This window comes from Rhodopirellula sp. UH5 (assembly GCF_056839225.1).
In genome coordinates this window covers 942,825-965,494 of sequence record NZ_CM166390.1, presented here as the reverse complement: position 1 = coordinate 965,494, position 22,670 = coordinate 942,825, and the positions used below count along the sequence as shown (strand labels likewise).

Genomic DNA, 22,670 nt, shown 5'->3' with positions numbered 1-22,670 from the left:
GCAGATAGCAGGTCAACAAAGGGGGACCACAAGAGAGTAAACGAAACGCTCCCTTCCATTTCTCCTTCCGAACTTTTTTCAAGCTCCATTTGTTTCAGATTTCCAGTGGACGCGAATAGTGGCAAATGATCCGCCCCATGCATCCAGGGGTTTTGGTCCTGCAATGACCAACGAACAAACCAAAGCAGGGTGCCAAGACTCCCCCTCCACCTTGTCCTGAGGTCCCGTTCCAAACGATCCCTTGCTATCCTCGCTCGGCGTGTTCGCTGCGAACACCGAGGGGTTCAACGCCTCAGCGACATTGAACGAAACCATCCTGGAGGGAACGTCTATGACTGGGATCACCGACTTGCCAACCCTGCTTGGCTCTTTGCATCCCCTGATGTCCGAACATGAATTTGTATTCGTGACCCAACCTGGAAAATGCATCGCTGACGCCGCTGACCTGCACCCCATCGCCGCGTTCGAAGAGCAGGAGGGTTTGACGCTGGTGCTGCGAAGGGAACAAGCGGACGTCGCGGGAGAACAGTACCAAGCCGTCTTTCGAATGATCACGCTGCAAGTGCATTCCAGTCTCGAGGCAGTGGGGCTGACGGCCGCCATCGCCAAGGCTCTTTCTGATCGAGGGATCAGCGCCAATGTGATGGCGGCATTCTTTCACGATCACGTCTTTGTCCCCTCCGATCGTGCTCAAGATGCCATGAAAACTCTCGCAGGACTCGCCCCCCCAAGGTAGCCCACCCTTGTACCCAGGCTCCCGCCTGGGCACACACTGCGTCTGAGGCTCCCGCCTCACGATCACCCAACCGACAGGCAGTGCCTGCAAGGCACCGCGTTCCCAGGCCGGAGCCTGGGAACGAGCTGGCAACAACCTTGACCCCAGGCTCCCGCCTAGGAACGAGCAGCCCAGCAGATCTCGGCCATCAATCTAATCCGAAAGGTGAATCGCACCGTCCAGGATCATTGCCTCCGTTCGCCAGGGGCGGTCGTGGAGGGAGCACCCCGCGCAGGATCGTCGGTCGACTTCAGGCCGAGCGTATTCACGGCGATCACGCGATAGGAATGGTTTTCGCCTTGCCTGGCGGTCTTGTCCGTGAAACGCATCTCGGCGAGTGGTTGCAGGGGTGTGTCACTGTATTGCAGGCCTTGAAAGAGAGCTCGCCCGAAAGGGTTCCTCGCCGTCGTTGGAACGGTCGCGATTTCCTTGCCATCGCGTTCGATGATGAAGTGAGCGAGTCCGCTTTCGAAATCAACTTCGGCGTCCCAACTCAGTTCGCCGTCGGACACTCGCAAATTGGTTGGGGAGGGCGGAGGTGTCGTGTCCTCAATCGCGGTGTCTTTCACGTACTGCATGCAAGCCATCGCGATCGCTTCGTTGGGCAACCAAATAGCATCCATCGGATCGCCCTTCCACTCTGCTGACGGGAAAGCTTCTGTCTCGAGCAACGGAGCGAGCCAAGCTTCGTTCGTGGGAATGGGTTTCAGCGGTTGGTTGATTCGTTCTGGCAACCGCGCACTCAAGCAGACGTCGAACCACGGAATGGCAAGGTAGCGCTGGTTGCCGCACTCGTGGCTGGTGAGCGGATCCACCGCGACACCGATCAGGCCGCCTTTGGCACGCAACGAGTGGAACAGTGTTTTCATCTTTGGCCAGAGACCGGAGAAGCGACCCTCCGTCACGGTGACGCCCTCCTTCGTACCGAGATTCAACATGATCGGGACGTCGAGCGGGGTCTCGGGAACCACGACCGTCTTGGCAGATGGCCGCTCGGGAATGGGATCCAGAATCGGCACGCCCGAACGCAACCAAGCGGCCGCGACGCGATCCGGGTGCAGCAACGTCATTGTCCCCGCCCAGACTCCGCCGCCGCTGTGCCCCCAAAGCGCCCACGGGATCGTGTCGAGCTCCGGATGACCGGAGGCTTTGCCGAGATCCGTGAGTGACTTCTGGAAAGCGGCGTCCGATCCGTTGCGTGGATCGCACCACAGTTGGCAGTCAGCAGCCTGTGGTTGTTCGTAAGCTGGTGCTAACAACGCGCAGTCATGTTTGCTCGCGAGTGCCTGCCAATGAAGATCGAATGCGCCGGTGAGCCCTGATTTGCAGGACCCTTCGCCACAACCATGTTGATGAACGATCACGCCACGCAAAGTCGCCGCGTTCGGCGGAATCCAAACCGTGTACTTGACCGGGAAATTCAGTTCGCCCTTCTCCGACGACGCCTCGTAACGCACTCGGAAATACGGCGGTTCAACAGCGGGATAGACGTCATACGGCGACTCCTCGGCGGACGCGACTGCGGTGAAGGCGAGCAGCACAGCGATCGGTGGCAGGAGAAAGACATGGATCAATCGCATAGCGAAAGGGGCCCTTTGACGGATGAAGATTGAGTGGATTGCTCGGAAACCTGGACAAAACTGGCAACATACCATGGCGGTGCCCCCCACGCTTCTCTCCGGCGTCGCTCCAGATCTCATCGAGTCGAAAGGCTGCCAGGGGGACAGACCGGACTCTTGGTTTGCAGGCTCCGTTGAGCAGGTCAGCAGGAATGATCGAGCAGAACCATGTGAGCCGTTTGGGCGTTGGCCCCGGTTGTACGTGGGAGCAACAACGCTTACCAAAACAGTTCCAATCCCCACAGACTCCTGCCGACCTGCTTCGCAGATCCACGGGGCCGATCCATGGAAAGGAATGCGGGCTTCAAACGTCCATCTCCCGTCTCACTTCATCGATCCCCTGTTTGAGTCGTGTCGTTAAACTGCTCGCAGGTTCGCCTGTGCTTTGACTGTTCTTCATTTCCTCGTTTTGATTCGCCCCGGTATGATGCGTTCGATCTCTTGCGCCCGTCGATTCCCATGCTCTCTTTGGTGGTGGAGAGTAATTGTGCCTCTTGTGATGGCGTTTCAATGCCAGCACACCGTTCGGTCGGAAACGGCGGCGTTGATCGATGCTCGCCCGAACATCGTGATGATCTTTGCGGACGACCTCGGCTACGAAACGCTCGGTTGCTACGGTGGCCTTGACTTTCAAACGCCGCGACTGGATCGCATGGCTGCGGAAGGCCTGCGATTCACGCGTGCGTACACCAGTCCAGTTTGCACACCATCCCGGGTCAGTCTGCACACGGGTCTGTATGTGATGCGGCATCGACAAACCGATGTGTTGCCGGTTCATCTGGGGACGAACAAATTGGTTGACTTTCAGGAACTGCCAACCTTTGCACAGCAGTTGAGGTCCGCGGGTTACTCCACATCTGTGACCGGCAAATGGCAGCTTGCGACGTTGGAGAAGCATCCCAATCACATCCGTGACAGTGGTTTCGATTCCTGGTGCGTCTGGCAAATCTGGAAAGACGGAGCCAAGACGGTTCGGCACTGGAACCCAACCTTAGATCACGATGGACGGGTTCGCGAAGATGTTGCCGAGCGATTTGGTCCCGACGTCTTGGTGGACTACGTCGTCGATCAAATGCGGGAAGCGACGGAAGCCAACACGCCGTTCCTGATCGTCCACAACGAAATGCTCCCGCACGATCCGATCGTCGAAACTCCTGACGACCGATCGGCGGGACGATCCGCATCGCTCGGCAACATGATCACCTACTTGGACAAACTGGCGGGGCGAGTCCTGGATGCAGCCGAGGACCTTGGCATTCGCAAAAACACCTACGTGATCTTCATGGGTGACAACGGAACCCACCAACGAGACTTTCGGAATCCGAAAGCCGGTCAACCGAACGAACGCCCGCACACACGGCACACCCAGGCAGGTCGAGTCAACGGTGGAAAGTATGAACTCAATGATGCGGGCACCCACGTTCCACTGATCGTTTGGGGCCCCGATCCAGTTCCAGTCGACTCGGTTTGCGACGATCTGGTCGACGTCGTTGATTTGTTCCCGACGTTTTGCGAGCTAGCAGGGCACAACGTCCCAGACTCCATTTCAATCGACGGTCATAGCATCGCGTCTCAGTTCCATGGCCGCGTCGGCCCCAAACGTGACTGGGTGATTCACGGCATCCGGTCAGACGTCAATGTGTTTGACGGTCGCTGGCGTTGGTCCAATCACTTGGACAAGCTGATTGACGCAAGCGAGCTTCCCAAAGAGCAACCCACCGACGCGTCATCGAATCAACCATCCGAAGCGTCCGCTGCGAACCAGCGTTTGAGCAACATCTTCCAAAACGTGTCGGACTCCTCCCCCGCTCCACCGCCCCAACACGCTGAGTAGCCTCCGGCCTCTCAAAGAGGTCGTGCAGTCTTTCAATGCTCTGCCAGCAGCATCTTGAGAACCCCGCCTGACGAAGTTGGGAGGGATCGAAAAACGAGCGTTCAGCGAGATTTTCGGGGGAGGGGGAGTGCGAGCCGCTTCCCATGCCCGGCCCCCTCCCTCACGCACGCCTGAACGGCGTCGCTCGACCTCTCCCAAAACTTCGTTTTGGGAGAGGTTCTAGGTAAATCGGCAGGAGTCTTTCGGCATTTGGACTGTTTCGGTAAGCGTCGTTGCTTCCACGTACAACCGGGGCTAACGCCCAAACGGCTCACATGATGATGCCCGATCATTCCTGCTGACCTGCTTAGGACCGCCCCCGTTGGGGCTTTGTAATCTTGGTCCCGCCACAACCCAGGGCGTTGCCCTGGGCTGGCATAGGGCTGCCCCGTTGGGGCGGGACCTCCAAAAGGGGACGGACTCACAAAAGGGGACGACTCACAAAAGGGGACGACTCACAAAAGGGGACGGGGGTCAATTCACGCTTGATCGCGAATCTCACCACGACAGAATCCTTCGCTCGGCACCGATCGGCCGCTTCCTCAGGGGCACAAAAAAAGAAGCGGCGAGCCTGGCTCGCCGCTTCCTGAGAATCATTCTGTGAGCTTTGGCACTCAGATCAACGACCGCCCATGCTGCCTTCGATTTGCTTTTGAATCTTTTCCAGGTTGAAAGAACCAGGCGTTTGGCTTGGTGGGAATTCTTTCATCGTTTTCAGGAAGTTCCCTGCCAACTGCTGCATCGGAGCCAGCACGAAGACTCGCGACAAGAACCAATCGTTGTAGGTGTTGGAGTTGTGTTGTGCTTTCTCAAACGGATCGCGACGTAAGTTGAACAACAACGGAACTCGAAGTTCGACAAACGGTTCACGCCAGACTTCGAAAGCCACGCCCCGGTTTTCGAGGAAAACGGCTTTCCAATCTTCGTAGCGAATCGCAACGATCTGTCCGTCATCGTTCACATACATGAACTCTTTGCGAGGCGACTCGTCCGTCTTGCCGGTGAGGTAGTCGAGCTGATTGTGACCGTCGATGTGGTTCTTGTAAGAACGACCGTTCAGTTCCACACCTTGGAGCAGTTGTTCTTTGATGTCGGTCGAACCGCCAATGGCAGCAAACGTGGGCAACCAATCTTCGTGGGCCAAAACCCCGTTCAGAACTGTGCCGGCTTTGAATTTCCCAGGCCAACGAATGTAACAAGGAACGCGATAGGCACCTTCCCAGTTGGAGTTCTTCTCACTGCGGAACGGAGTCGTTCCTGCATCGGGCCAGGTGTTGTAGTGAGGGCCGTTGTCAGTGGAGTACTGAACGACCGTGTTGTCAGCGATTCCGAGTTCATCCAACAGGTCGAGCAGTTCGCCAACCTGCATGTCGTGCTCGATCATGCCGTCGGTGTATTCATCGTTGCCCTTGTGACGATTCTCTTTCTTGACGTGGGTGCGGAAGTGCATGCGGGTGCCATTCCACCAGCAGAAGAAGGGCTTGCCAGCTTTGTGTTGACGGGTGATGAAATCTTTCGCCGCCGAGATGGTTTCTTCGTCGATGGTTTCCATCCGCTTCTTGGTGAGCGGTCCGGTGTCTTCGATCTTCCCATCGGCGGTGGCCTTGATCACACCACGAGGACCGAAGGCTTGACGAAAAGTTCTTCCGTCTGCCATTTTCATGTCGCCGGGATAGTCTTCGTTCTCTGGTTCCTCTTCGGCGTTGAGGTGATACAGGTTGCCGACGAACTCATCAAAACCATGTTGAGTGGGCAGGTGTTCGTCGCGGTCACCTTGGTGATTCTTGCCGAACTGGCCGGTGGAATATCCCAGGCTCTTGAGCACAGTTGCCATAGTGACGTCGGTCTTTTGCCAGCCTTCTTTGGCTCCTGGCAAACCGACCTTGGTCATTCCGCTACGGACAGGGACGCTGCCGCCGATGAACGCCGCGCGTCCGGCAGTGCAAGACTGTTGACCGTAGTAGTCCGTGAAGAAGATCCCTTCGTTGGCAACACGATCAATGTTGGGCGTTTTGTAGCCCATCATTCCTCGGTTGTAATGACTGATGTTTTCAGTCCCAATGTCGTCACCCCAGATGACGAGAATGTTGGGTTTTTCTTGTGCCTGTACCGTGAGGCTTAGCCCCAGGGTCAGCAGGCAAGCTTGAAAGAGAAGAACTCGAGGCTTCATTCGGACGGCTCCAAACCGGGAGTGTTCACCGCTGCAGAGTTGCAGGGCGGATCGAAAAGAAAAGTGGGTCTTGGTGAATCTAATTCTTGAGGTGCTATTTCAATCCGAAGGCTCACCACAAGGATTTTACCACCGCACTGATGGGCGGGTGTGATCGCCGCAAACCGAGAGGGTCGCAATTTCGAAAGAAAACGAGGCTCACAAATTGTCAGGTCCCTGCTCGATTATCGCGTTCCGGCAAGATCGAGCAGCGAAATTCGGGTTGGCCGCTGGAGCCTGTTCTCGGGCGACAGAACGGATGGGAGATCCACCGGGATGAACCCGAGATGAACGACGAGACCGCAATCCTGCTGGAAGGACGCTGCGGCCGGAGGAGGCGTGGAAGGGTCCCTGCGAGGAGGCTCCCCCGTTGTTGGAGAGAAGAATTTGGCGGGCGACACGGAAACGTTGGTCGCCCGCCTGCTCAATGACCGGGAGCTTGAAAACTGGCACGTCACAGAGCAGCGTTCTGTCGAGCTACGATTTGCTGTAACCCAACTGCCGCATCACGACCAGCATCTCATCGCAGGTGATGTACCGACGATGGTGGGTCATTTTGTACTTGTCGATGGCGGCTGCCAGTTCTCGGCCATCTTCGGAGAGGTCCGCGTGCGAGCTTCCGAATTGACGACGTTCGCCGGAAAACGAGCCATTCGATGATTCCCGCTTGCGACGGCGGTCTTGTCGGACCACTTGATCGGAGGAGCGAGCATTTTGGCGGTCCGGATTCGAGGTGAATGCGGAACGAGCCCGACGTGGCGGAATCACCGTCACGGGCGGCGGTTGGCTAACGTTTGTCGGTGTTGGGAGCGGCATCAATTGGGATCCTCACACGGGTAACGGGCGTGTCTTGCACACGTTTTCGAGAGACCTCTCACACCAACCCTAGGTCAAAAACCGAATCAAGGCGGCCGAAAAACGTTTTTGATCCCCATCGATGGGGGCTGTCTGTAGCAAACGTTCCTGTTGGAGAAACAAAACGGAGTGATTCGAGTCTGGTTTCGCAAACCCTTGGAAATCGTTACCGTTTTGGCAGCGGTGTCAGCTCGCAAATGGAGTGATCCGCCGCGCTGATTTCACCTTTTCTGTTTGCTTCCTCTGACACGACCTGACGCCGAGATGCCCGACATTGCCCCCTCAAGTCAACCAGACGGCGATTTACGTTATCGCCGCGTGATTTTGAAACTCAGTGGTGAAAGCCTGGCCGAATCTGGCAAACGGGGGATCAGCGAGAACGAACTCCTGGCGATCGCCCGGCAGATCAAGTCGGCTCACGAATCCGGTTGCCAAATCGCGATCGTCAACGGGGGCGGCAATATCCTCCGCGGGGCATCGTTCTCTGGCGCCAACGCTTGCGTCCAAGAAGCCACGGCTCACTACATGGGCATGCTGGCGACGGTGATCAATTCCCTGGCCCTGCAAGACGCTCTGGATTCGATCGGATTGCAAACTCGAGTCATGAGCGCCTTGCCCGTGGATCGGGTCGCCGAACAATTCATTCGACGTCGTGCCATCCGTCATCTCGAAAAAGGCCGCGTGATCATCCTTTCCGGAGGAATCGGAAGCCCCTTTGTGACGACCGACACGGCCGCCGCTCAGCGTGCTCTGGAAATCGAAGCGGATGTGATTTTGAAAGCGACTCGCGTTGACGGCGTCTACAGCGACGACCCGGAAAAGAACCCCCATGCGGTTTTGTACGAACAACTCAGCTACAACGAAGTGATCCAAAAGAAGCTGCGAGTGATGGATGCCACCGCAATTGCGTTGTGCAACGAACACCGCAAGCCGATCTTGGTGTTTAATTTCAAGCAGGACGGCAACATTGTGCGTGCCGTCCGCGGTGAATCCGTGGGAACCTGGATCGGTGACCCACAGGACACGCAAACCAACCAACGTTGAGTGCAATCAGCCTTTCCCCTCCTCAATCCCCCAGGATGACACGATGACGAGCGACGAGATATTGATGGACGCCGAAGAGCGAATGGACAAAGCCGTTTCGGTGCTGCAACACAATTTGTCGGGGATTCGCACCGGACGAGCCAACCCAGGCCTGGTCGATTCGATCAAAGTCGAAGTCTACGGTTCGCTGACGCCACTGAAACAATTGGCCAGCATCGGGACCCCCGAGCCACAACAAATCTTGATTCGCCCGTACGACGCAACCACAATCAAAGACATTGAAAAGGCACTGGTTGCCGGTGACCTGGGACTGAACCCTCAAAACGACGGCCGCGTCATTCGTTTGAATGTCCCCCCGTTGTCCGGCGAAGTCCGCAAGAAAATGGTTGCGCGAATCAAGGAGCTGTCCGAAGAAGCCAAGGTCTCGATCCGCAATATTCGTCGCGATGCGAACAAGGCTGCTGACACAGCTGAAAAAGACAAGGAAATGACGGAGGACGATCGCGACAAGACCAAGGATCAGGTGCAAGAGTTGACCAAGAAAGCAGAAAACAGTGTCAATGAATCCGCCAAAGCTCGAGAAGCGGAAGTGATGGAGGACTGATCCTCGATGACTCAATCGGTGCAATGCCCGCGATGTCTCGTGGCCGTCGCGGTCAGCGACGATGCCGGGGGGACACGCGTGGTTTGCCCGCATTGTCGAGAAACGTTCTTGGTTCCAGGGGTTTCCGCTAGCACCACCAATGATGACGACGATTGGTTGGTGCTGAGCGACCCGCCGGAGAAACCGGCGGTCAAACCGCAGGACGCGACCATCACGCCTACCAAGATCTCTCGATCGACTCCCCCCCAGCCCGCTGCGACGGGCCCGGCAACCCAGTCCAACGCGGATTCCGACGAGCCACCGACCTCCGCCGCGGAGGGAGACCTGTTTGGCATGGATCTGCCTCCGGTCGACTCCGGGCCAGAGTCAGAGGATGCGGATCCGTTTGGGTTCGACAACATCCAAGATCTTTCGGACGGATCAACTGCGGCAGGAACGACAAAGGCTGCCGATGCCTTTGATGATCCCGACGATCCATTCAACTTCGATGCGATGGAAGAATCGGTGACGTCGTCTGCAGGGGTCGCACCTGTTGCGCCTGCTTCCAAAGACTCAACCGTCGATCCGCTGTTCGAACAGGCCGCCGCGTTGGCCGCTGCCGCCAGCAAGCCGAAACCGCCATCGTCGGACAAACCGGTCGCTCACAACGTCGAATACGAAGAGCACTACCGGGTCCGATGCCCGGTCTGCGCAACGATGATGAATGTCACCGCGGCACAAGCGGGCAAGCAGATTCGTTGCCACGATTGCCACAAGATGATCAAGGTGCCGCCGGCGCCACGAAAGAAGAAGAAGGTCGTGATCGACATGGAGCGAGCTCAATCGTTCCAGTTCAACGAATCCTCGGTGACCCAAAGTGATCGCCCTGCCGATCCCTTCCGCAAATCCGCCCAAGAACTTCTCGATCAGGCCGCCCGCACGGAAGAAGATTCGCCGGCGGCGGATTTGGATGTTCCCAAGATCTCCGATTGGGCCAAATCCGTTTTTGGGATCTTTAGCCAACTGAGCGTGACCGTTCACTGGCTGATTCTGTCCACGATCGGGTCTGCCGTCGCCGTCATTGCCATTGCCACTGGATTCGATGCAGCACTGAAGTTCTTGTTTCCTGCCGGGATCGTTTACGGGGCAATGGTCTTGGCCTGTGGATTCACCATTCTGCAATCAGTCAGCAACGACGAAGACGAGGTGTCGGATTGGCCGTTGACGCTCGAACCGCTGGAGTGGCTTGCCCCCACGTTGTTCTGCTTTGCTGCGGTGGGTCTGACGGGCGGCCCTGGATGGATGATCGGGACGTTGGCGTTTGGTCAAAACCTGGCAACCGTCTGCTTGATCATGTTGTCGGTGTTTCTGTTGTTCCCATTCGTTTTGCTGTCGATGTTGGACATGCAAAACATGTTTGTACCGTTTTCTCCTGAAGTCGGACGCAGTGTGACTCGGTGCGAGGAAGCATGGGGCGGCTTTTATCTTTCCGCCGCGTTGATCTTCTTTGCCGCGTTTCTGATTTTCGTCTCCGCCAGCCTGATGTCCCCAATCGCCGCCGCGGCGGTGTGCATCTTCACCGGCACAGCGGGAACGTTCATCTACTTCGCCATGCTGGGTCGCTTGGCCAAAGCGATTGGCCAAGCGGTCAACGACAAACCCCGCGAGAACGACATCGAGGAAGTTCGCGAGAAGGATCGCGAAAAAGATCGTGCTCGAGAGGCGGGCGGCTGAGATCTGGACGATCGGCCACACGGCTTCGAACGAATGTGGCTTAAAACGGTCGCTCGTCGGAGTCTTCACGCGGATCACCGCACCAACGGTTCAGGGCTTCCAGCACCTCATCACGCTCCGCTGAGCTCGTCCATATCGAATCTTCGACGTCCAACCGGATCTCGTAATAGCCTTCGCGTTGGCAATCTTCTTCGCCACAAAAATGTGGCAGATCTGCAACCCAAACGACTCGGTACAGAGGCAAGTGCTTGTCGTCGACTTTGACGATCGGCGAAACCATCGCGGCGTCCCTATGGAAAGTATGAAAGTGAACTCGTCGATCGAAAGCCCAGACGACTTTCGCTCTCTAAAACGCAGCGTTGACCAACCGGCTATGCCAACTCGCGACTGCGATTGGCCGACGCCTGCACGGCTTGAATCATTGCTCCACGAACTGCATTCTGTTCCAGGACGCTCATCGCGGCAATGGTTGTTCCCCCAGGGCTGCAAACGTTGTCCTTCAGAACGCCGGGGTGCTCGCCCGTCTCACGAACCATTTTCGCGGCCCCCAAAACCGTTTGCGTTGCCAATTTCAACGCCGTGGCACGCGGCAAACCGGCTGCGACGCCGCCGTCAGCGAGTGCCTCGATGATCAGAAACACGTAGGCAGGTCCGGAGCCACTGACGCCGGTGACCGCATTCATTTGCGGTTCCGTGACCAGGGAGGCAATCCCAACGCTATTCAACATCGTTTCGATCAATTTCACATCGTCGTCGCTCACGCCCAAACTGACGCAGTACCCGCTGGCCCCTTCCCCGACCAGGCTGGGCGTGTTGGGCATCACGCGGACGACGCGATCGTGACCGACCCCTTGGGTCAATTTGTCCAGCCCGATGCCCGCGGCGATGGACACGATCAAACGCCCTGACCAATCGGCTGATTTGCCGTCCGCATTCTTGACCGCCAATACATCCGCAATGACGTGCGGCTTGACGGCCAGCATCACCGTGCTGGCGCCCGAAACCGCTTCGACGGTGTCGGTGCTGGTTGTGCACCCGGGATACTTTGCCCCCCACCAATCGCCAGTCGCTTTGGTTTGGTGCACGACCGTCAGTTCGCTTGCTTTCAGGCATCCACTTTCGAGCATCCCGCCCACAAGAGCCCGAGCCATTTGGCCGCCGCCGATAACCGTCAATCCGGTGAGTTGCATGTCGTGGTTCAATCCATCTGTCGCGTGTTGTGAAAGAAGGGACTGAAAGGACAGCTCAAAACATTCCCGGGGTCCGCTTTTCGATGTTGGCCAGCAACTGCATCAGCGCAACTCGAAGTTGCTTGACTCGCAGTGGCAACGGTAGCAGCACGCGATTGGGACCGCGTTTGGCGCGGCTGATGATGTGTCCTTGGCGTTGATCGACGAGCAAGATCGCCGGGATTTCGGCCGTCTTTTCGTCCGTGACAAATTGGTTGTAGGCCTCCAAGGCGTCGTTGCCAAGTTCGGCTGCACCAAAGATCACACAATCTGCGGGATTCTCAATGTCATCCTCGAATCTCGCCAAAGCTCGTTTGGGATCGGCGATGATCAACACGCGATAACCACGGGCCTTCAACCGTTCGCGAACCGCGTTTTGCAAGTTGGCTTTCGATTCCACCAACATCACGACGTAGCCTTCGCCCTCGTTGGTGACCACCTGGTCATCACCGACATCGGCCGCGTTGACGGTTCCGGTGGTGTCATGGACTTTCCGTTCCGTTGGGCCCTTCTTCAGCGTTTCCAGGACGCGTTCGACTTCAATCCGCATCGCCGCAGCGGATTGAATGCGTTTCTCAGGATCGTACGCCAGAATTTTCATCAACAGTTGACTGACGATCCCGGGGCAATCGGGAACGTGTTCCGAGATCGGTTTGATTTCTTGAAATCGCGACACGTTGAGCCGCGCCAAACGGTCACGGGTTTCGGTCAGTGCCGGCTCGCCCGCGATCATGTGATACAGCATGTTGCCGGTGAAGAAGACGTCACTGCGTGGGTCGTCCTTGCGAACGTTGGTGCCGCGTTCCAACGCGGCGTAATCAATCGCGCGAGCGTTGGGGCAATCCGCGACTTGTTCGGGGTTGTTGCGATCGGCCAACGCGGCCAAGCCGAAGTCGACCAGCTTCGCCGTCCCGGCCGATGAAATCAGCACGTTGGACAGCTTCAAGTCACGGTGAGAAATCCCAAGCCCGGCCGCGTGTGCCAGACCGGCCGAGATCTCCATCGTGAGTTTCAACGCAAGTTCAACCGGCAGCTGCTTGCGAATTCTCACCAGCTCGCGAAGCGTTTGCCCCTCGACAAACTCCATCACCAAGAACGGATTCCTCACGTCCGGAACGACATCCAAGATACGAACAATGTTGGGGTGTTTCAGCTTCAGCCCCATCCGACCTTCGCGAAGGAATTGTTCCATTTCCTTCGGTTCATCACGGAACCGTTTGCGAAGCACTTTGACCGCGAAGACTTCTTCGCCCTTCTGAGCTCGGTACACCCGTGCGAACGTACCAGCACCGATCAGGTACTGGACGATGTACTCGCCGTAGAAGTAACCACCCTTGTCGCCTCGGGTCAGCTTCTCGCATTGCAAGGTGGTCAGAATTCCGTGTCGCTGCAGCAGCTCAATCACATCGCTGAGCCCACGTTCTTCCGAACCTAGGTCCGCTAGCGCGCGGTCGACTGAACGGCGGTCAGCAATCCCAACAGCCAACGCTCGCTGAATGAATTCTTCGGGAGTCGGAGCACTCATGGATTCGACTTTGCTCCCGGCTGCTTCCGCTCATACTCGTGCAGACGCACACCGAGACTTCGCAGGCCAGCAAGGTCTTCGGACCAATCTGCGTGATTCAACTGCGTGGGGGAAAAGTAAACGTTCAAGTAAGGAGCGAAACGTCGGTCACCCTCCAGGTCCGCACGACACATTTCGACCAGAGGTTTCAGGTTGGCAATCGGATTGCCAGGAACGATCAGCATGTCGAGGTCATGGAGCGCCGTCAGTGGTTGAAGGGACGTGATTTGGTTGTCCGAAATTTCGAGCGTGGTCAACCAACCAAGCTTCGAAATGGGATCCAAGCTGGTCAGGTGATTCCCGGCCACATCCAGCGACCAAATCTTGGTCAGACCTGCCAAAGGATCCAGGCTGGTCAATTGATTGTCGGCCAAATACAGAGTCCGCAAATTGGACATCTTCGTCAGCGGATCCAAGCTGGTCAGTTGGTTGGCCGAAACATCGAGCAACTGCATCGCAGTCAGTTCAGCGACCGGATCGAGGCTGCTGATTTTGTTGCTCGCCAAGGTGACGGATTGCAAGCGTTTGAGCCCGGAGATCGGAGTCAAGTCTTCGATTTCATTGTTCGCCAAATCGATCAACATCAATGACTTGCAGTGCTGCAAACCCTCCAGTGAGGCGATGCCTTTGCCGCTGCCCACCACTCGCGAGATTTTGGCAACGTCTTCGGCCGTGATCGGTTCGTCGTTGTGGCGTTTGGCGAACACCTCCGCACGGACGGCCGTTTCGAGAGCCTTGTCGGGAAAGATCGATTGGACGATGGGTTTTTCATCCGCCTTCTGGGGCACTTCTTTCTCGGTGACTTCCTTCGTTTCAGCCACCTTTTTCGGTGCCGGTTTGTCAGCCTTGGCGGGAGGCTTCACCTCGGCGGCTGTTTCGGTCGCCGCGGGCTTGTCCTTCGAGTCAGCCGTCTTTTCATCATCGGCGGACACGGGGGCGACCGAGGCCAAGGCAAGGCAGCAGAGCGACACGAACCGCAAGAAAGACGATTTTCGCGAACTGGTCATGGTGATGGTGCAGAACGGTGATGGAAGAAGGAGGGCAGCAAAGACACCCATCATAGTCGCTGACCCCCGCAATCGTCATCGCCCGCTTTGGCCCGATCAGCCGTTCCGGACCGGATTCTGGTCAGTTGGTCGATGCAACCAGACTTTGAATCAGAATCGCGAGTGCGGCGCTGGTCATCGGCACACTCATGCTGGGCGAATCCGAATTTTCACGTGCGACCTGGGAAGGGGCCAGGGGCACGTGCACGAACAGAGACTGGGTCTGCAGCCCGAATGCTGCTGAATAATGGTGACTCAGGTACAACGCCGCATTGCACAAATATGTACCCGCGTGATGCGACACCGCGGCAGGAATGCCCGCATCTCGGATCTTTTGAGCGGATGCTGGCAGCGGCAAACCAGATCGGTAGGCCGCAGGAGCGTCGGGCAGGATTTCGGTGCCATCGGTGCGGAGATTCAGCCCCACGTTTTCCAATCGCATTTGGGTTGATCCTGGAGCCTGACCGCAATGAATCGCCAGATCGTAACCCGCCTGCAAGTCAGCTCTTAGCCGCTCGCTCATGGTCAGCAAGTTCACGGGATATCGCCGTGTGACCAGCTCCACGGGGCCGTCGTACCAATGCGTCAGCTCCATCAGACTCATCCAGCTCGAGTTGTCCGGCCAGCGGTCGTAGGGCTCGAAAGCCGTCAAGAGAACCTTGGTCACGTGTTGGGTCGTCCGGCGGGAATGCGAGAGAAGCGAGTGGGATTCCTGTGCCGAATCCCGGGCGAAAAAGCTGAAAAGGGCCCCGCCAGTATACTTCGCTCTTTTTCACACCGAAGTCAGAAACGCGAAAACGCCCCCGAATCAAGCGATTCGAGGGCGTCAAGCGGTTCTCAAAAACTGGAGTCATCCGGCCACCGGACATGGCCGACGACAACTACCAGTTGAAGTTGGCTCCAACATAGGCTCCGTGAAGCAACAGGCTGCTGTCGGCGTGCAGGGCACTGGCCGAGGCGACCGAGCTGTAATCACGCGAGTAGTTGTCGGCGATTGCCAAACCGGAGGCTCCCAGGACACGGTAACCACCACGGACCGTCCAGGCGTTGCTGACGCGAACACCAAGACCCAGATCAATTTCGCCGAGAGTCGACAACACGGTGTCGGAGGTCTCGTAGTTGATCATTTCGCCGGGCATTGCAGCCAACTCAGCGGCGGTGTCTTGGGTACCCAAACGATGACGGAACTCAGCTTGGTTTCCGTAGACACCGAACTTGCCACCCAGGTTCAAGTTGACGCGGCTGCCCAAGCAGTAGATCAGTTGGCTGCCGAATTGGTAGCCGAACAGATCGTTCTCAGTCGAAGTCGTGTCGTAGATGTCGTTCATCGTGTAGCCGGCTCGTCCGTCAACATCGAAGGCGTAATCGACGCTGTCTTTGAACTGGAACCAACGAAGTCCGTGGCTGGTCACGACCTGGACTTTGCCGTTGCAAGGACGCACCAAGGGGCCACCGGCTCCACCGTACCCGTGCATCGGGCCGCACTGTTGCGGTGGGCAAGCCCCGGTGTTGCAGCTGCCGTAGCCACCGTAGTTGGCTCCGCCGTAGCCGCCGACTCCACCGTAGCCACCCAAGCCCATGAAGCTCTTCAGTTTGTGGCCCATGCCCATGCCGGTTCCGCACGAAGCGGCCGAAGCACGTTGAGCACCCATCAGACCAAAGCTGAACAGGTTGACTTCCAGGCCTTGAACGTCGACGTCACGACGAGCACGAAACTGAGTCGCTTCAGCATGCGAGCTGCCTGGCATCGCGACCGAATCAGCATTGGCGTCACCGCCATCCAGTGCACTCTGCCCCGCACGACCATCGATGATGTCATAAACGGTGTAGGCGGCACCACCATTCAAGGCATTGTAGCCTCCACCATTGTCGAAGTTGTACGCCATCTGGGCACCGTTGTACTGAGGCATGCCCGAGGCACGCAGAGCACCACCGCCACCGCCAGCTCCGGTAGAATCTTCCGGCGTGTAGACCGGCGAGTTGTACATCTCGGAATCAGGATCCCAATTGAAGTACGTCATCCCCAGACCGTACTGGCCACATCCCAAGTAGCGACCGAAGCTGAGGCTGTACCCGAGCGAGCTGTCTGGCTCGATCGATCCGATGCCCATCAAAGGCAAGTACGGTCGCGTTGGATCAACGGCGTCGTAACGCGACACGATGTTGCGATCTTTGCCGTTCGTGTCCATGTTGAAGAACAACAGGTCAAACGAACCGAACCATGGGAACAACGGCCCACGGGCGGGAGCGGCCGATGGCATGCCACAGGATTGTGCTGCGTAGGAGGCACCTTCCCATGGTTGCGAAGCCGCTTGCATGTAAGGACTCGGTTGAGCACAGGTTTGGCAGTCGCCGGCAGGACCACTGTTGTACTGCGTGGGTGCACCGTAGTGCTCGACGGGTGCCGACGAATGCTGATGCTGCACGCTCGCCGAAGGGGCAGGCGACGAGTACGTCGGAGCGGGTTGAGCAGGCGCGGTGTGCTGCTGCATCGGGGCGGCCAATTGCTCGCCGTACGAAGGAGCTGGCGTGGGGATGGATTCAGGCGATGGCATCTGGTTGTCATATCCACCCGACGAGGCGGGTTGGAACAATTGCGGGCCGTTGCTTTGGTTGCCGAAGTTGTTCCACTTCGCAGGCGCTTGGTAGCCGCCCGAGTTGGGTGCCTGGTAGTTTCCGCCACCAAACGTTTGAACCGCTTGTGTCTGTGGAACACCCAGTTGGCTGGTTGGACCAGCGTAGGGTTGTCCGCCGTATTGACCAGGCCCGTATTGTGCCGAGGCGATCGTGCAAACACCCATGGAAAGGGTGGCTGCGACAGCTCGCAAGACGTTGAATTTCATCGCTGACTCCTTCTGCGTGCGCTAATGTGCTTCATTGCAACTGCCCTAGCCGAAATCGAGTCATCCACAGAGGCGACCGACCAAGATCGAAATGACAGTCAAGTAGGACCAGTAGCGGCCGGCCCAAGTAGCTGGGAGGCAGTTACGGAATGTCATGTCGATCTCAATCAGTGGGACGAACAATGCCGCCCAACACCCCAGCCGAATGTTCAATACGGTGGACCTGAATTGAGAGAAGTTGGTTGACCAGACCGATCCCTCGGTTTGGCTTTCCTTCCGCAAGTCGAATCGACCGAGGTGGACTCCTTTCCACGTATCAATCCCTCAAATGGTGGCCAACTCGTTCCGGAATCTGCGAAGAATGGGATCGACTGTTAGGAGCGTTTCAATCGGAACCCCTTGCCAATCCGGACCACCTTGTCTGAACCGACCCTCTGCCTCTGATCAAATCCCCCAACCGCTAAAGTCCCTCAAATTGGCTGCGACTGGGAAAATGGGGAGTTCAACCAGGTTGCCCGCGTGTTTGTAGATTGAATCGGGTCGACCGACCCTTGCTTGATTGCTGAATCAGGGGCACGATTGCGTCAGGACGCAACACTTGGCTGTCGTTCCGGACGCTCTCGTTCCCACTCACTAACGACGGACCCGCGACATGGCTTCACCCAACCCTTCCGGCGCGAAAAATGTCTTGGGGACCGAATTGCAAACCTGCAACACGGATCCGATGACCGGATTTTATCGAGACGGATGCTGCAACACGGGTGGCCAAGACGTCGGACTGCACGTGGTTTGTGCGGAGATGACCGCTGACTTCCTCCAATTCAGTCGCTCGCGGGGGAATGACCTCAGCACTCCGATACCGGTGTATGAGTTCCCTGGCCTGCAGCCCGGCGATCGCTGGTGCCTGTGCGCCGCTCGCTGGAAAGAAGCCTTCGATGCTGGCATGGCCCCCAAGGTCCACCTGGAGGCGACACACATTTCCGCCCTGGAATTCGCTTCCCTGGAAGAATTGCAACGATTCGCGACGGAATCTCACTGATTCGTCCCAGTCAATCGTCGCTGTCAAACCCGCAAGGCAATCGCGGCGATCCAACACCGACGTCCCAGGAAGCCCGGACTCAGGTGCCCGCCCGCTTCCCTTGCAATGTCAGGACGAGATGACGCGAGGAAGCTTGGTCGCGGTGTTCGCAGAGATAGATGCCCTGCCAAGTTCCGACATTCAGCCGCCCATTTTTGAGGGGGACGCTGACGCTGCTGCCCATCATCGAGGCTTTCACGTGCGCGGGCATGTCATCGGGCCCTTCCAGGGTGTGAACGTACGGCAGCGATTCAGGCACCGCGTGATTCATCGCAGTTTCAAAGTCGACTCGAACGTCTGGATCCGCATTTTCATTGATCGTCAGCGAAGCGCTGGTGTGCTGAATGAACACGTGCAGCAGCCCCACCTCGATTTCCCCCAGCTCCGGAATTGCTTCCACAATGCGGCGAGTGACCAAGTGAAACCCGCGTCGCGCGGCCGGCAATGTCAATTCCCGTTGGATCCAGTACGACATTTAGGAAGGTACCGAGGGTTCGAGGAGAAATTTTTCAGAAGTTTTTTTCTAGCCCGATCGAGTGGTGACGTTTATACGGTTCCTGCGTCGAAGGGCTCCCAGTCCCAAAATTCTGACGGAGAAGGCCGCTGCCTGGCAACCCTGTCAAGAGCCTCCTGACGACCTTCACCGAGAAACTAGGTTGGGCATCTCCCCCTTGACGGCTTTCAGAATCCTTCAACTGCAAGTCGATGGATTCTTGATCGGCAAACTCACCGTGTTTGACATGATCGTGAGTGACCGTTGTGGGTGACGCCGGAATGGCAGGGAAGAGCAAGGCCCCTCCAGAATTTTCTTGACCAACGCCCACAAACACGAATAATCCCTCCGTGTGAAATGCTTTCGACGAATGGACTTGGTTGAAGGCGAATGTTTGAAAGCTGTGTCGTGGACGCTCGGATCGCTCCCGACCCTTGGAAGAAAAATCGGAATAGTATGACTCATTGCAAAAACGTTTTCGAAGCAATCTTGCGTTACGGCCACGATGAAGACTTCGTGCCCAACGAAGACGAAATGTTCTCCTCGACGGATGCACCTGCTGGCAGTCAAGAGAAAATCGAAGTGCTTCGTCGTCGTGTCGAACTGGGGCAACCCCTTTGGCACACGACCGACCGCGTTGACTACAGCGGTTTGACAGGCGCCATCCGCCCTCGCGAATAGTTCGATCGATCGAAGTGCCCGCCTCCCACTTTGGAGGCAGAACGCACCCATCGAATCCCACAACGAACGACCCAGAAAGCCCCGGTCTCCCGCGACCGGGGCTTTTTCTATTCCCCCGGGAGCATCTTCAAACGGCCGCTGCTTCCCCAAACTGCCATCCTCTGCTCGACCCAAACGCGTCCCAAGAACGCTCGGCTCAAAAACGAGTTTCCGAGTGCAGCCCGCCCTCGGGCCGACGTGATGGTCGTGGTTCCCTCCGCTTTGAATGCCCAGCCCACGCCAACTTGGCGGGCTTCCATGTTTCCGTTCTGAAACAGGGTGTCGTCGGTTACAATCTCACAAATGCTCGATTCCCCTTTGTCATCCAACGTCTCCGCTCCTGAATTGCTCGCCCCCGCCGGCAATTGGGACTGTGTCCACGCCGCCATCGAAAACGGAGCCGACGCCGTCTACTTCGGTCTCGATCGCGGTTTCAACGCCCGGCACCGTGCGGCCAATTTTGGTGTCAACGACCTTTCCTCGTTGATGGGCCAGCTGCATCTCCGCGGTGTTCGCGGTTATGTGACGCTCAACACGTTGGTTTTTCCCGACGAACTGAACGATTTGGTCGAAGTGGTCGACGCGATCGCCAGTGCCGGGGTCGATGCGGTCCTCGTGCAAGACTTCGGTGTCGCGAGAATTGTCCGCGCCGTCTGTCCTGAACTGGAGATTCACGCTTCCACGCAAATGAGCCTGACCAGCTCAGAAACCATCGAAGCCGCCCGATCACTGGATCTGTCCCGTGTCGTCGTCGCTCGCGAATTGTCGATCGGCGAAATCAAGCAGATTCGGTCGAAGACCGACATGCCGATCGAGGCCTTCATTCATGGGGCACTTTGTGTCGCCTACAGCGGCCAGTGCTTGACCAGCGAATCGCTTGGCGGACGCAGCGCCAACCGCGGCCAGTGTGCGCAGGCCTGTCGATTGCCGTACGACTTGGTTTGCGATGGGATCGATCAGGAACTGGGCGACGTTCGCTACTTGCTCAGCCCTCAAGATTTGGCGGGTTACGCCGCAATCCCTGACATGATCCAGGCGGGCGTCAACAGTTTGAAAATTGAAGGCCGGCTGAAGACCCCCGAATACGTCGCCAACATCACCGGCCACTACCGTCGCGCGATCGATCAAGCCATCTCAGAAGGCGTTGTGAACCTCGGCGAGGACGCTCAACACGAAATGGAGCTGTCGTTCTCTCGCGGCTTCACCCCCGGATGGCTCGAAGGCAACGATCACAAACGCTTGGTCCCCGGCATCCGCTCGGCCAAACAAGGCATTGTGCTGGGCGAAGTCCTAGCCATTGGACGAGATTCGATCTTGGTGGAGATTCAAGCGGGAATCGCCCTGGGCGATGGACTGGCGATGGAATCCGCCGTGGATCCCAACAGCACGAAGGCCTTCGACAGCGGCTTCGCCGACAATCACCAAGGCGGGCGAATCTATTCACTGCGTTTGGACGATGAATCGAAACCCGATCCGCGCCGACCAGACGACTCACAGAATGACCCGAAATCCGCACAAAGTCCGTGGGAACAAGCCCGCCAGCGGAAACAATCCGAATCGCAAGCAGGCACCGACAAACTCTCCAAGGTCCAAGCCAATCAAACCGTTTGGATTGGATTCGGACGAGGCGAACTCGACTTTTCACGCATCGCGATTGGGGCGACGGTCTTCAAAAACGATGACCCTCAACTGAACAAGCGATTGGCAGCCACGTTTGGTGGCAAGCCACGGCGCACACGTCCGATTCATCTGCATGTCGTGGCCCATGTGGGCCGCCCGGTCGAAGTCACCGCGACCCTGGGCAGCGGCGAACACGCCACGACCGAAAACATCGTCGGCGAAGACGACCTGGCCGTCGCGAACAAACATGCGATCACCGAGGAAGTCTTGGCAGACAAACTGGGCCGGCTTGGCGGTACGCCCTTTCACCTGGCACGTCTGACCAGCGACCTGAACGGTGGTCCCATGGTGCCACTCGGCGTTCTCAACCAACTCCGCCGGGAATTGGTCGAAAAGCTTGAAGATCAATTTCACGCAGCACCTCGCCGGACCGTTCGCTTGTCGGCCGGACGAGCACTGGTGACTCCAATCAAGACCGAAACGCCGGTTTCAGACGACCAGCCAACCGTTCCTCAGGCACCGCCGCAGTTGTCGGTGCTCTGCCGAACTCTGGATCAAGTCCGAGGCGCGATCGCAGCGTCCGCAGAACGGATCTACGCTGACTTCCACGATCCACGCGAGCACAAAGCTGCCATTGCTCTGGGAGCCGAACACAACGCGTCGATTTGGATCGCGTCGCTTCGGATCCAAAAGCCCGGCGAAATGGGACTTCTCAAGCAAGTGGTCAAACAGGGCCCGGCAGGGTTGCTGGCTCGAAACTTGGCCGCGGTTCGATTGGGCGTCGAGGCAGGCCTGCCAACCATCGCTGACTTTTCACTCAACGTTGCCAACCATCGCTCAGCAGAATGGCTGATCGACCAAGGCGTCCAACGAGTCACAGCCTCTTACGATTTGAACGCCGACCAACTCGATCAATTGGTCAGTTCGATGCCTGCGGAATGGCTGGAATTGGTTCTGCACCAACACATGCCGATGTTCCACATGGAGCACTGTGTGTTCTGCAGCGTGCTGTCGCCAGGAACAAACAAGACCAACTGTGGGCGTCCCTGTGATCGGCACGTGGTTGAACTGCGTGACCGCGTCGGCAAACTGCACGTCCTCCAAGCCGACATCGCGTGCCGGAACACGCTGTTCAATGCGACGCCTCAGAGCGGTGCCGAGATTGTTAGCAACATGGTCGCCTGTGGCGTTGGATCGTTCCGAGTCGAACTGCTCAGCGAAAACGCGCAAGAAGCCGAATCGATCCTGCGTCTGTACCGGCAATTGCTGCTCGGCGAGATCGCTGGACAAGAGGTTTGGCGATCACTGTCCGCCGAAAATCGCGTGGGTGTGACTCGAGGAACGCTCGAAGCCAAACGCAACCCACTGGCGATTCTGTAACTGCC

General features: G+C 57.5%; 18 protein-coding genes. 8 read left to right on the top strand and 10 right to left on the bottom strand.

Annotation, left to right across the window (positions count from 1 at the left end):
• Positions 1–241: 241 nt before the first annotated feature.
• Positions 242–736, top strand: coding sequence for an ACT domain-containing protein (locus tag UH5x_RS03460; protein ID WP_482634715.1), 495 nt, complete (start codon positions 242–244; stop codon positions 734–736).
• Between the two features lie 224 nt (positions 737–960).
• Here the strand turns inward: UH5x_RS03460 and UH5x_RS03455 are convergent, their stop codons facing one another.
• Positions 961–2,355 (bottom strand): alpha/beta hydrolase family protein, encoded by a 1,395-nt coding sequence (locus UH5x_RS03455; protein ID WP_482634714.1) that lies wholly within the window; start codon positions 2,353–2,355, stop codon positions 961–963.
• Positions 2,356–2,893: 538 nt separating this feature from the next.
• Here UH5x_RS03455 and UH5x_RS03450 point away from each other — a divergent pair.
• Complete coding sequence (locus UH5x_RS03450; RefSeq protein WP_482634713.1) at positions 2,894–4,228, top strand: sulfatase-like hydrolase/transferase; 1,335 nt, start codon at positions 2,894–2,896, stop codon at positions 4,226–4,228.
• A 658-nt stretch (positions 4,229–4,886) separates the two neighbouring features.
• Here the strand turns inward: UH5x_RS03450 and UH5x_RS03445 are convergent.
• Positions 4,887–6,437, bottom strand: coding sequence for an arylsulfatase (locus UH5x_RS03445; RefSeq protein WP_047815428.1), 1,551 nt, complete (start codon positions 6,435–6,437; stop codon positions 4,887–4,889).
• Between the two features lie 516 nt (positions 6,438–6,953).
• Positions 6,954–7,292 (bottom strand): hypothetical protein, encoded by a 339-nt coding sequence (locus tag UH5x_RS03440; protein ID WP_047815427.1) that lies wholly within the window; start codon positions 7,290–7,292, stop codon positions 6,954–6,956.
• 303 nt (positions 7,293–7,595) lie between these two features.
• On the opposite strand from UH5x_RS03440, the gene pyrH reads away from it, so the two are divergent.
• Genes pyrH through UH5x_RS03425 form a run of 3 tightly spaced genes read left to right on the top strand, consistent with a single transcriptional unit; the run spans position 7,596 to position 10,692 of the window.
• Positions 7,596–8,375 carry a UMP kinase gene (gene pyrH, locus UH5x_RS03435; RefSeq protein ID WP_047815426.1) on the top strand — a complete coding sequence of 260 codons (780 nt, stop codon included), beginning with the start codon at positions 7,596–7,598 and terminating at the stop codon, positions 8,373–8,375.
• A gap of 43 nt (positions 8,376–8,418) precedes the next feature.
• Positions 8,419–8,979 carry a ribosome recycling factor gene (frr, locus tag UH5x_RS03430; protein WP_047815425.1) on the top strand — a complete coding sequence of 187 codons (561 nt, stop codon included), beginning with the start codon at positions 8,419–8,421 and terminating at the stop codon, positions 8,977–8,979.
• A 6-nt stretch (positions 8,980–8,985) separates the two neighbouring features.
• Complete coding sequence (locus tag UH5x_RS03425; protein WP_482634712.1) at positions 8,986–10,692, top strand: APC family permease; 1,707 nt, start codon at positions 8,986–8,988, stop codon at positions 10,690–10,692.
• A gap of 40 nt (positions 10,693–10,732) precedes the next feature.
• On the opposite strand, the gene UH5x_RS03420 is transcribed toward UH5x_RS03425, so the two are convergent.
• The 6 genes from UH5x_RS03420 to UH5x_RS03395 form a co-directional block, all read right to left on the bottom strand.
• A complete protein-coding gene (locus tag UH5x_RS03420; protein WP_047815423.1) occupies positions 10,733–10,972 on the bottom strand; it encodes a hypothetical protein in 240 nt (79 codons plus the stop codon).
• A gap of 91 nt (positions 10,973–11,063) precedes the next feature.
• Positions 11,064–11,882 carry a pyrroline-5-carboxylate reductase gene (gene proC, locus UH5x_RS03415; protein ID WP_482634711.1) on the bottom strand — a complete coding sequence of 273 codons (819 nt, stop codon included), beginning with the start codon at positions 11,880–11,882 and terminating at the stop codon, positions 11,064–11,066.
• A 55-nt stretch (positions 11,883–11,937) separates the two neighbouring features.
• Positions 11,938–13,446, bottom strand: a complete 1,509-nt coding sequence (locus tag UH5x_RS03410; protein ID WP_482634710.1) for a protein kinase domain-containing protein — start codon at positions 13,444–13,446, stop codon at positions 11,938–11,940.
• Positions 13,443–14,492, bottom strand: a complete 1,050-nt coding sequence (locus UH5x_RS03405; RefSeq protein ID WP_482634709.1) for a leucine-rich repeat domain-containing protein — start codon at positions 14,490–14,492, stop codon at positions 13,443–13,445. The genes UH5x_RS03410 and UH5x_RS03405 overlap by 4 nt, the downstream gene beginning before the upstream one ends.
• A 121-nt stretch (positions 14,493–14,613) precedes the next feature.
• On the bottom strand, positions 14,614–15,198 hold the full coding sequence (locus UH5x_RS03400) for a pyroglutamyl-peptidase I (RefSeq protein ID WP_047815420.1): 585 nt from the start codon (positions 15,196–15,198) through the stop codon (positions 14,614–14,616).
• 214 nt (positions 15,199–15,412) lie between these two features.
• Positions 15,413–17,374, bottom strand: a complete 1,962-nt coding sequence (locus UH5x_RS03395) for a hypothetical protein (RefSeq protein ID WP_047815419.1) — start codon at positions 17,372–17,374, stop codon at positions 15,413–15,415.
• A 652-nt stretch (positions 17,375–18,026) separates the two neighbouring features.
• Here UH5x_RS03395 and UH5x_RS03390 point away from each other — a divergent pair.
• Positions 18,027–18,413, top strand: a complete 387-nt coding sequence (locus UH5x_RS03390; protein WP_047815418.1) for a DUF2237 family protein — start codon at positions 18,027–18,029, stop codon at positions 18,411–18,413.
• A 79-nt stretch (positions 18,414–18,492) separates the two neighbouring features.
• Here UH5x_RS03390 and UH5x_RS03385 read toward each other — a convergent pair whose 3' ends face one another.
• Entirely contained in the window at positions 18,493–18,927 is a 435-nt protein-coding gene (locus UH5x_RS03385; RefSeq protein ID WP_047815417.1) for a secondary thiamine-phosphate synthase enzyme YjbQ, read from the bottom strand.
• Positions 18,928–19,401: 474 nt separating this feature from the next.
• On the opposite strand from UH5x_RS03385, the gene UH5x_RS03380 reads away from it, so the two are divergent.
• Both UH5x_RS03380 and UH5x_RS03375 read left to right on the top strand, forming a co-directional pair.
• Positions 19,402–19,626 (top strand): hypothetical protein, encoded by a 225-nt coding sequence (locus tag UH5x_RS03380; RefSeq protein WP_047815582.1) that lies wholly within the window; start codon positions 19,402–19,404, stop codon positions 19,624–19,626.
• Between the two features lie 342 nt (positions 19,627–19,968).
• Positions 19,969–22,665, top strand: coding sequence for a U32 family peptidase (locus tag UH5x_RS03375; RefSeq protein ID WP_482634708.1), 2,697 nt, complete (start codon positions 19,969–19,971; stop codon positions 22,663–22,665).
• Positions 22,666–22,670: the final 5 nt, after the last annotated feature.

Excerpts from the sequence above, each read along its gene's own strand:
- UH5x_RS03455 (WP_482634714.1), bottom strand. The coding sequence starts at position 2,355 with ATGCGATTGATCCATGTCTTTCTCCTGCCACCGATCGCTGTGCTGCTC.
- UH5x_RS03450 (WP_482634713.1), top strand. The coding sequence starts at position 2,894 with ATGGCGTTTCAATGCCAGCACACCGTTCGGTCGGAAACGGCGGCGTTG.
- UH5x_RS03445 (WP_047815428.1), bottom strand. The coding sequence starts at position 6,437 with ATGAAGCCTCGAGTTCTTCTCTTTCAAGCTTGCCTGCTGACCCTGGGG.
- UH5x_RS03440 (WP_047815427.1), bottom strand. The coding sequence starts at position 7,292 with ATGCCGCTCCCAACACCGACAAACGTTAGCCAACCGCCGCCCGTGACG.
- pyrH (WP_047815426.1), top strand. The coding sequence starts at position 7,596 with ATGCCCGACATTGCCCCCTCAAGTCAACCAGACGGCGATTTACGTTAT.
- frr (WP_047815425.1), top strand. The coding sequence starts at position 8,419 with ATGACGAGCGACGAGATATTGATGGACGCCGAAGAGCGAATGGACAAA.
- UH5x_RS03425 (WP_482634712.1), top strand. The coding sequence starts at position 8,986 with ATGACTCAATCGGTGCAATGCCCGCGATGTCTCGTGGCCGTCGCGGTC.
- UH5x_RS03420 (WP_047815423.1), bottom strand. The coding sequence starts at position 10,972 with ATGGTTTCGCCGATCGTCAAAGTCGACGACAAGCACTTGCCTCTGTAC.
- proC (WP_482634711.1), bottom strand. The coding sequence starts at position 11,882 with ATGCAACTCACCGGATTGACGGTTATCGGCGGCGGCCAAATGGCTCGG.
- UH5x_RS03410 (WP_482634710.1), bottom strand. The coding sequence starts at position 13,446 with ATGAGTGCTCCGACTCCCGAAGAATTCATTCAGCGAGCGTTGGCTGTT.
- UH5x_RS03405 (WP_482634709.1), bottom strand. The coding sequence starts at position 14,492 with ATGACCAGTTCGCGAAAATCGTCTTTCTTGCGGTTCGTGTCGCTCTGC.
- UH5x_RS03395 (WP_047815419.1), bottom strand. The coding sequence starts at position 17,374 with ATGAAATTCAACGTCTTGCGAGCTGTCGCAGCCACCCTTTCCATGGGT.
- UH5x_RS03390 (WP_047815418.1), top strand. The coding sequence starts at position 18,027 with ATGGCTTCACCCAACCCTTCCGGCGCGAAAAATGTCTTGGGGACCGAA.
- UH5x_RS03385 (WP_047815417.1), bottom strand. The coding sequence starts at position 18,927 with ATGTCGTACTGGATCCAACGGGAATTGACATTGCCGGCCGCGCGACGC.
- UH5x_RS03380 (WP_047815582.1), top strand. The coding sequence starts at position 19,402 with ATGACTCATTGCAAAAACGTTTTCGAAGCAATCTTGCGTTACGGCCAC.
- UH5x_RS03375 (WP_482634708.1), top strand. The coding sequence starts at position 19,969 with ATGCTCGATTCCCCTTTGTCATCCAACGTCTCCGCTCCTGAATTGCTC.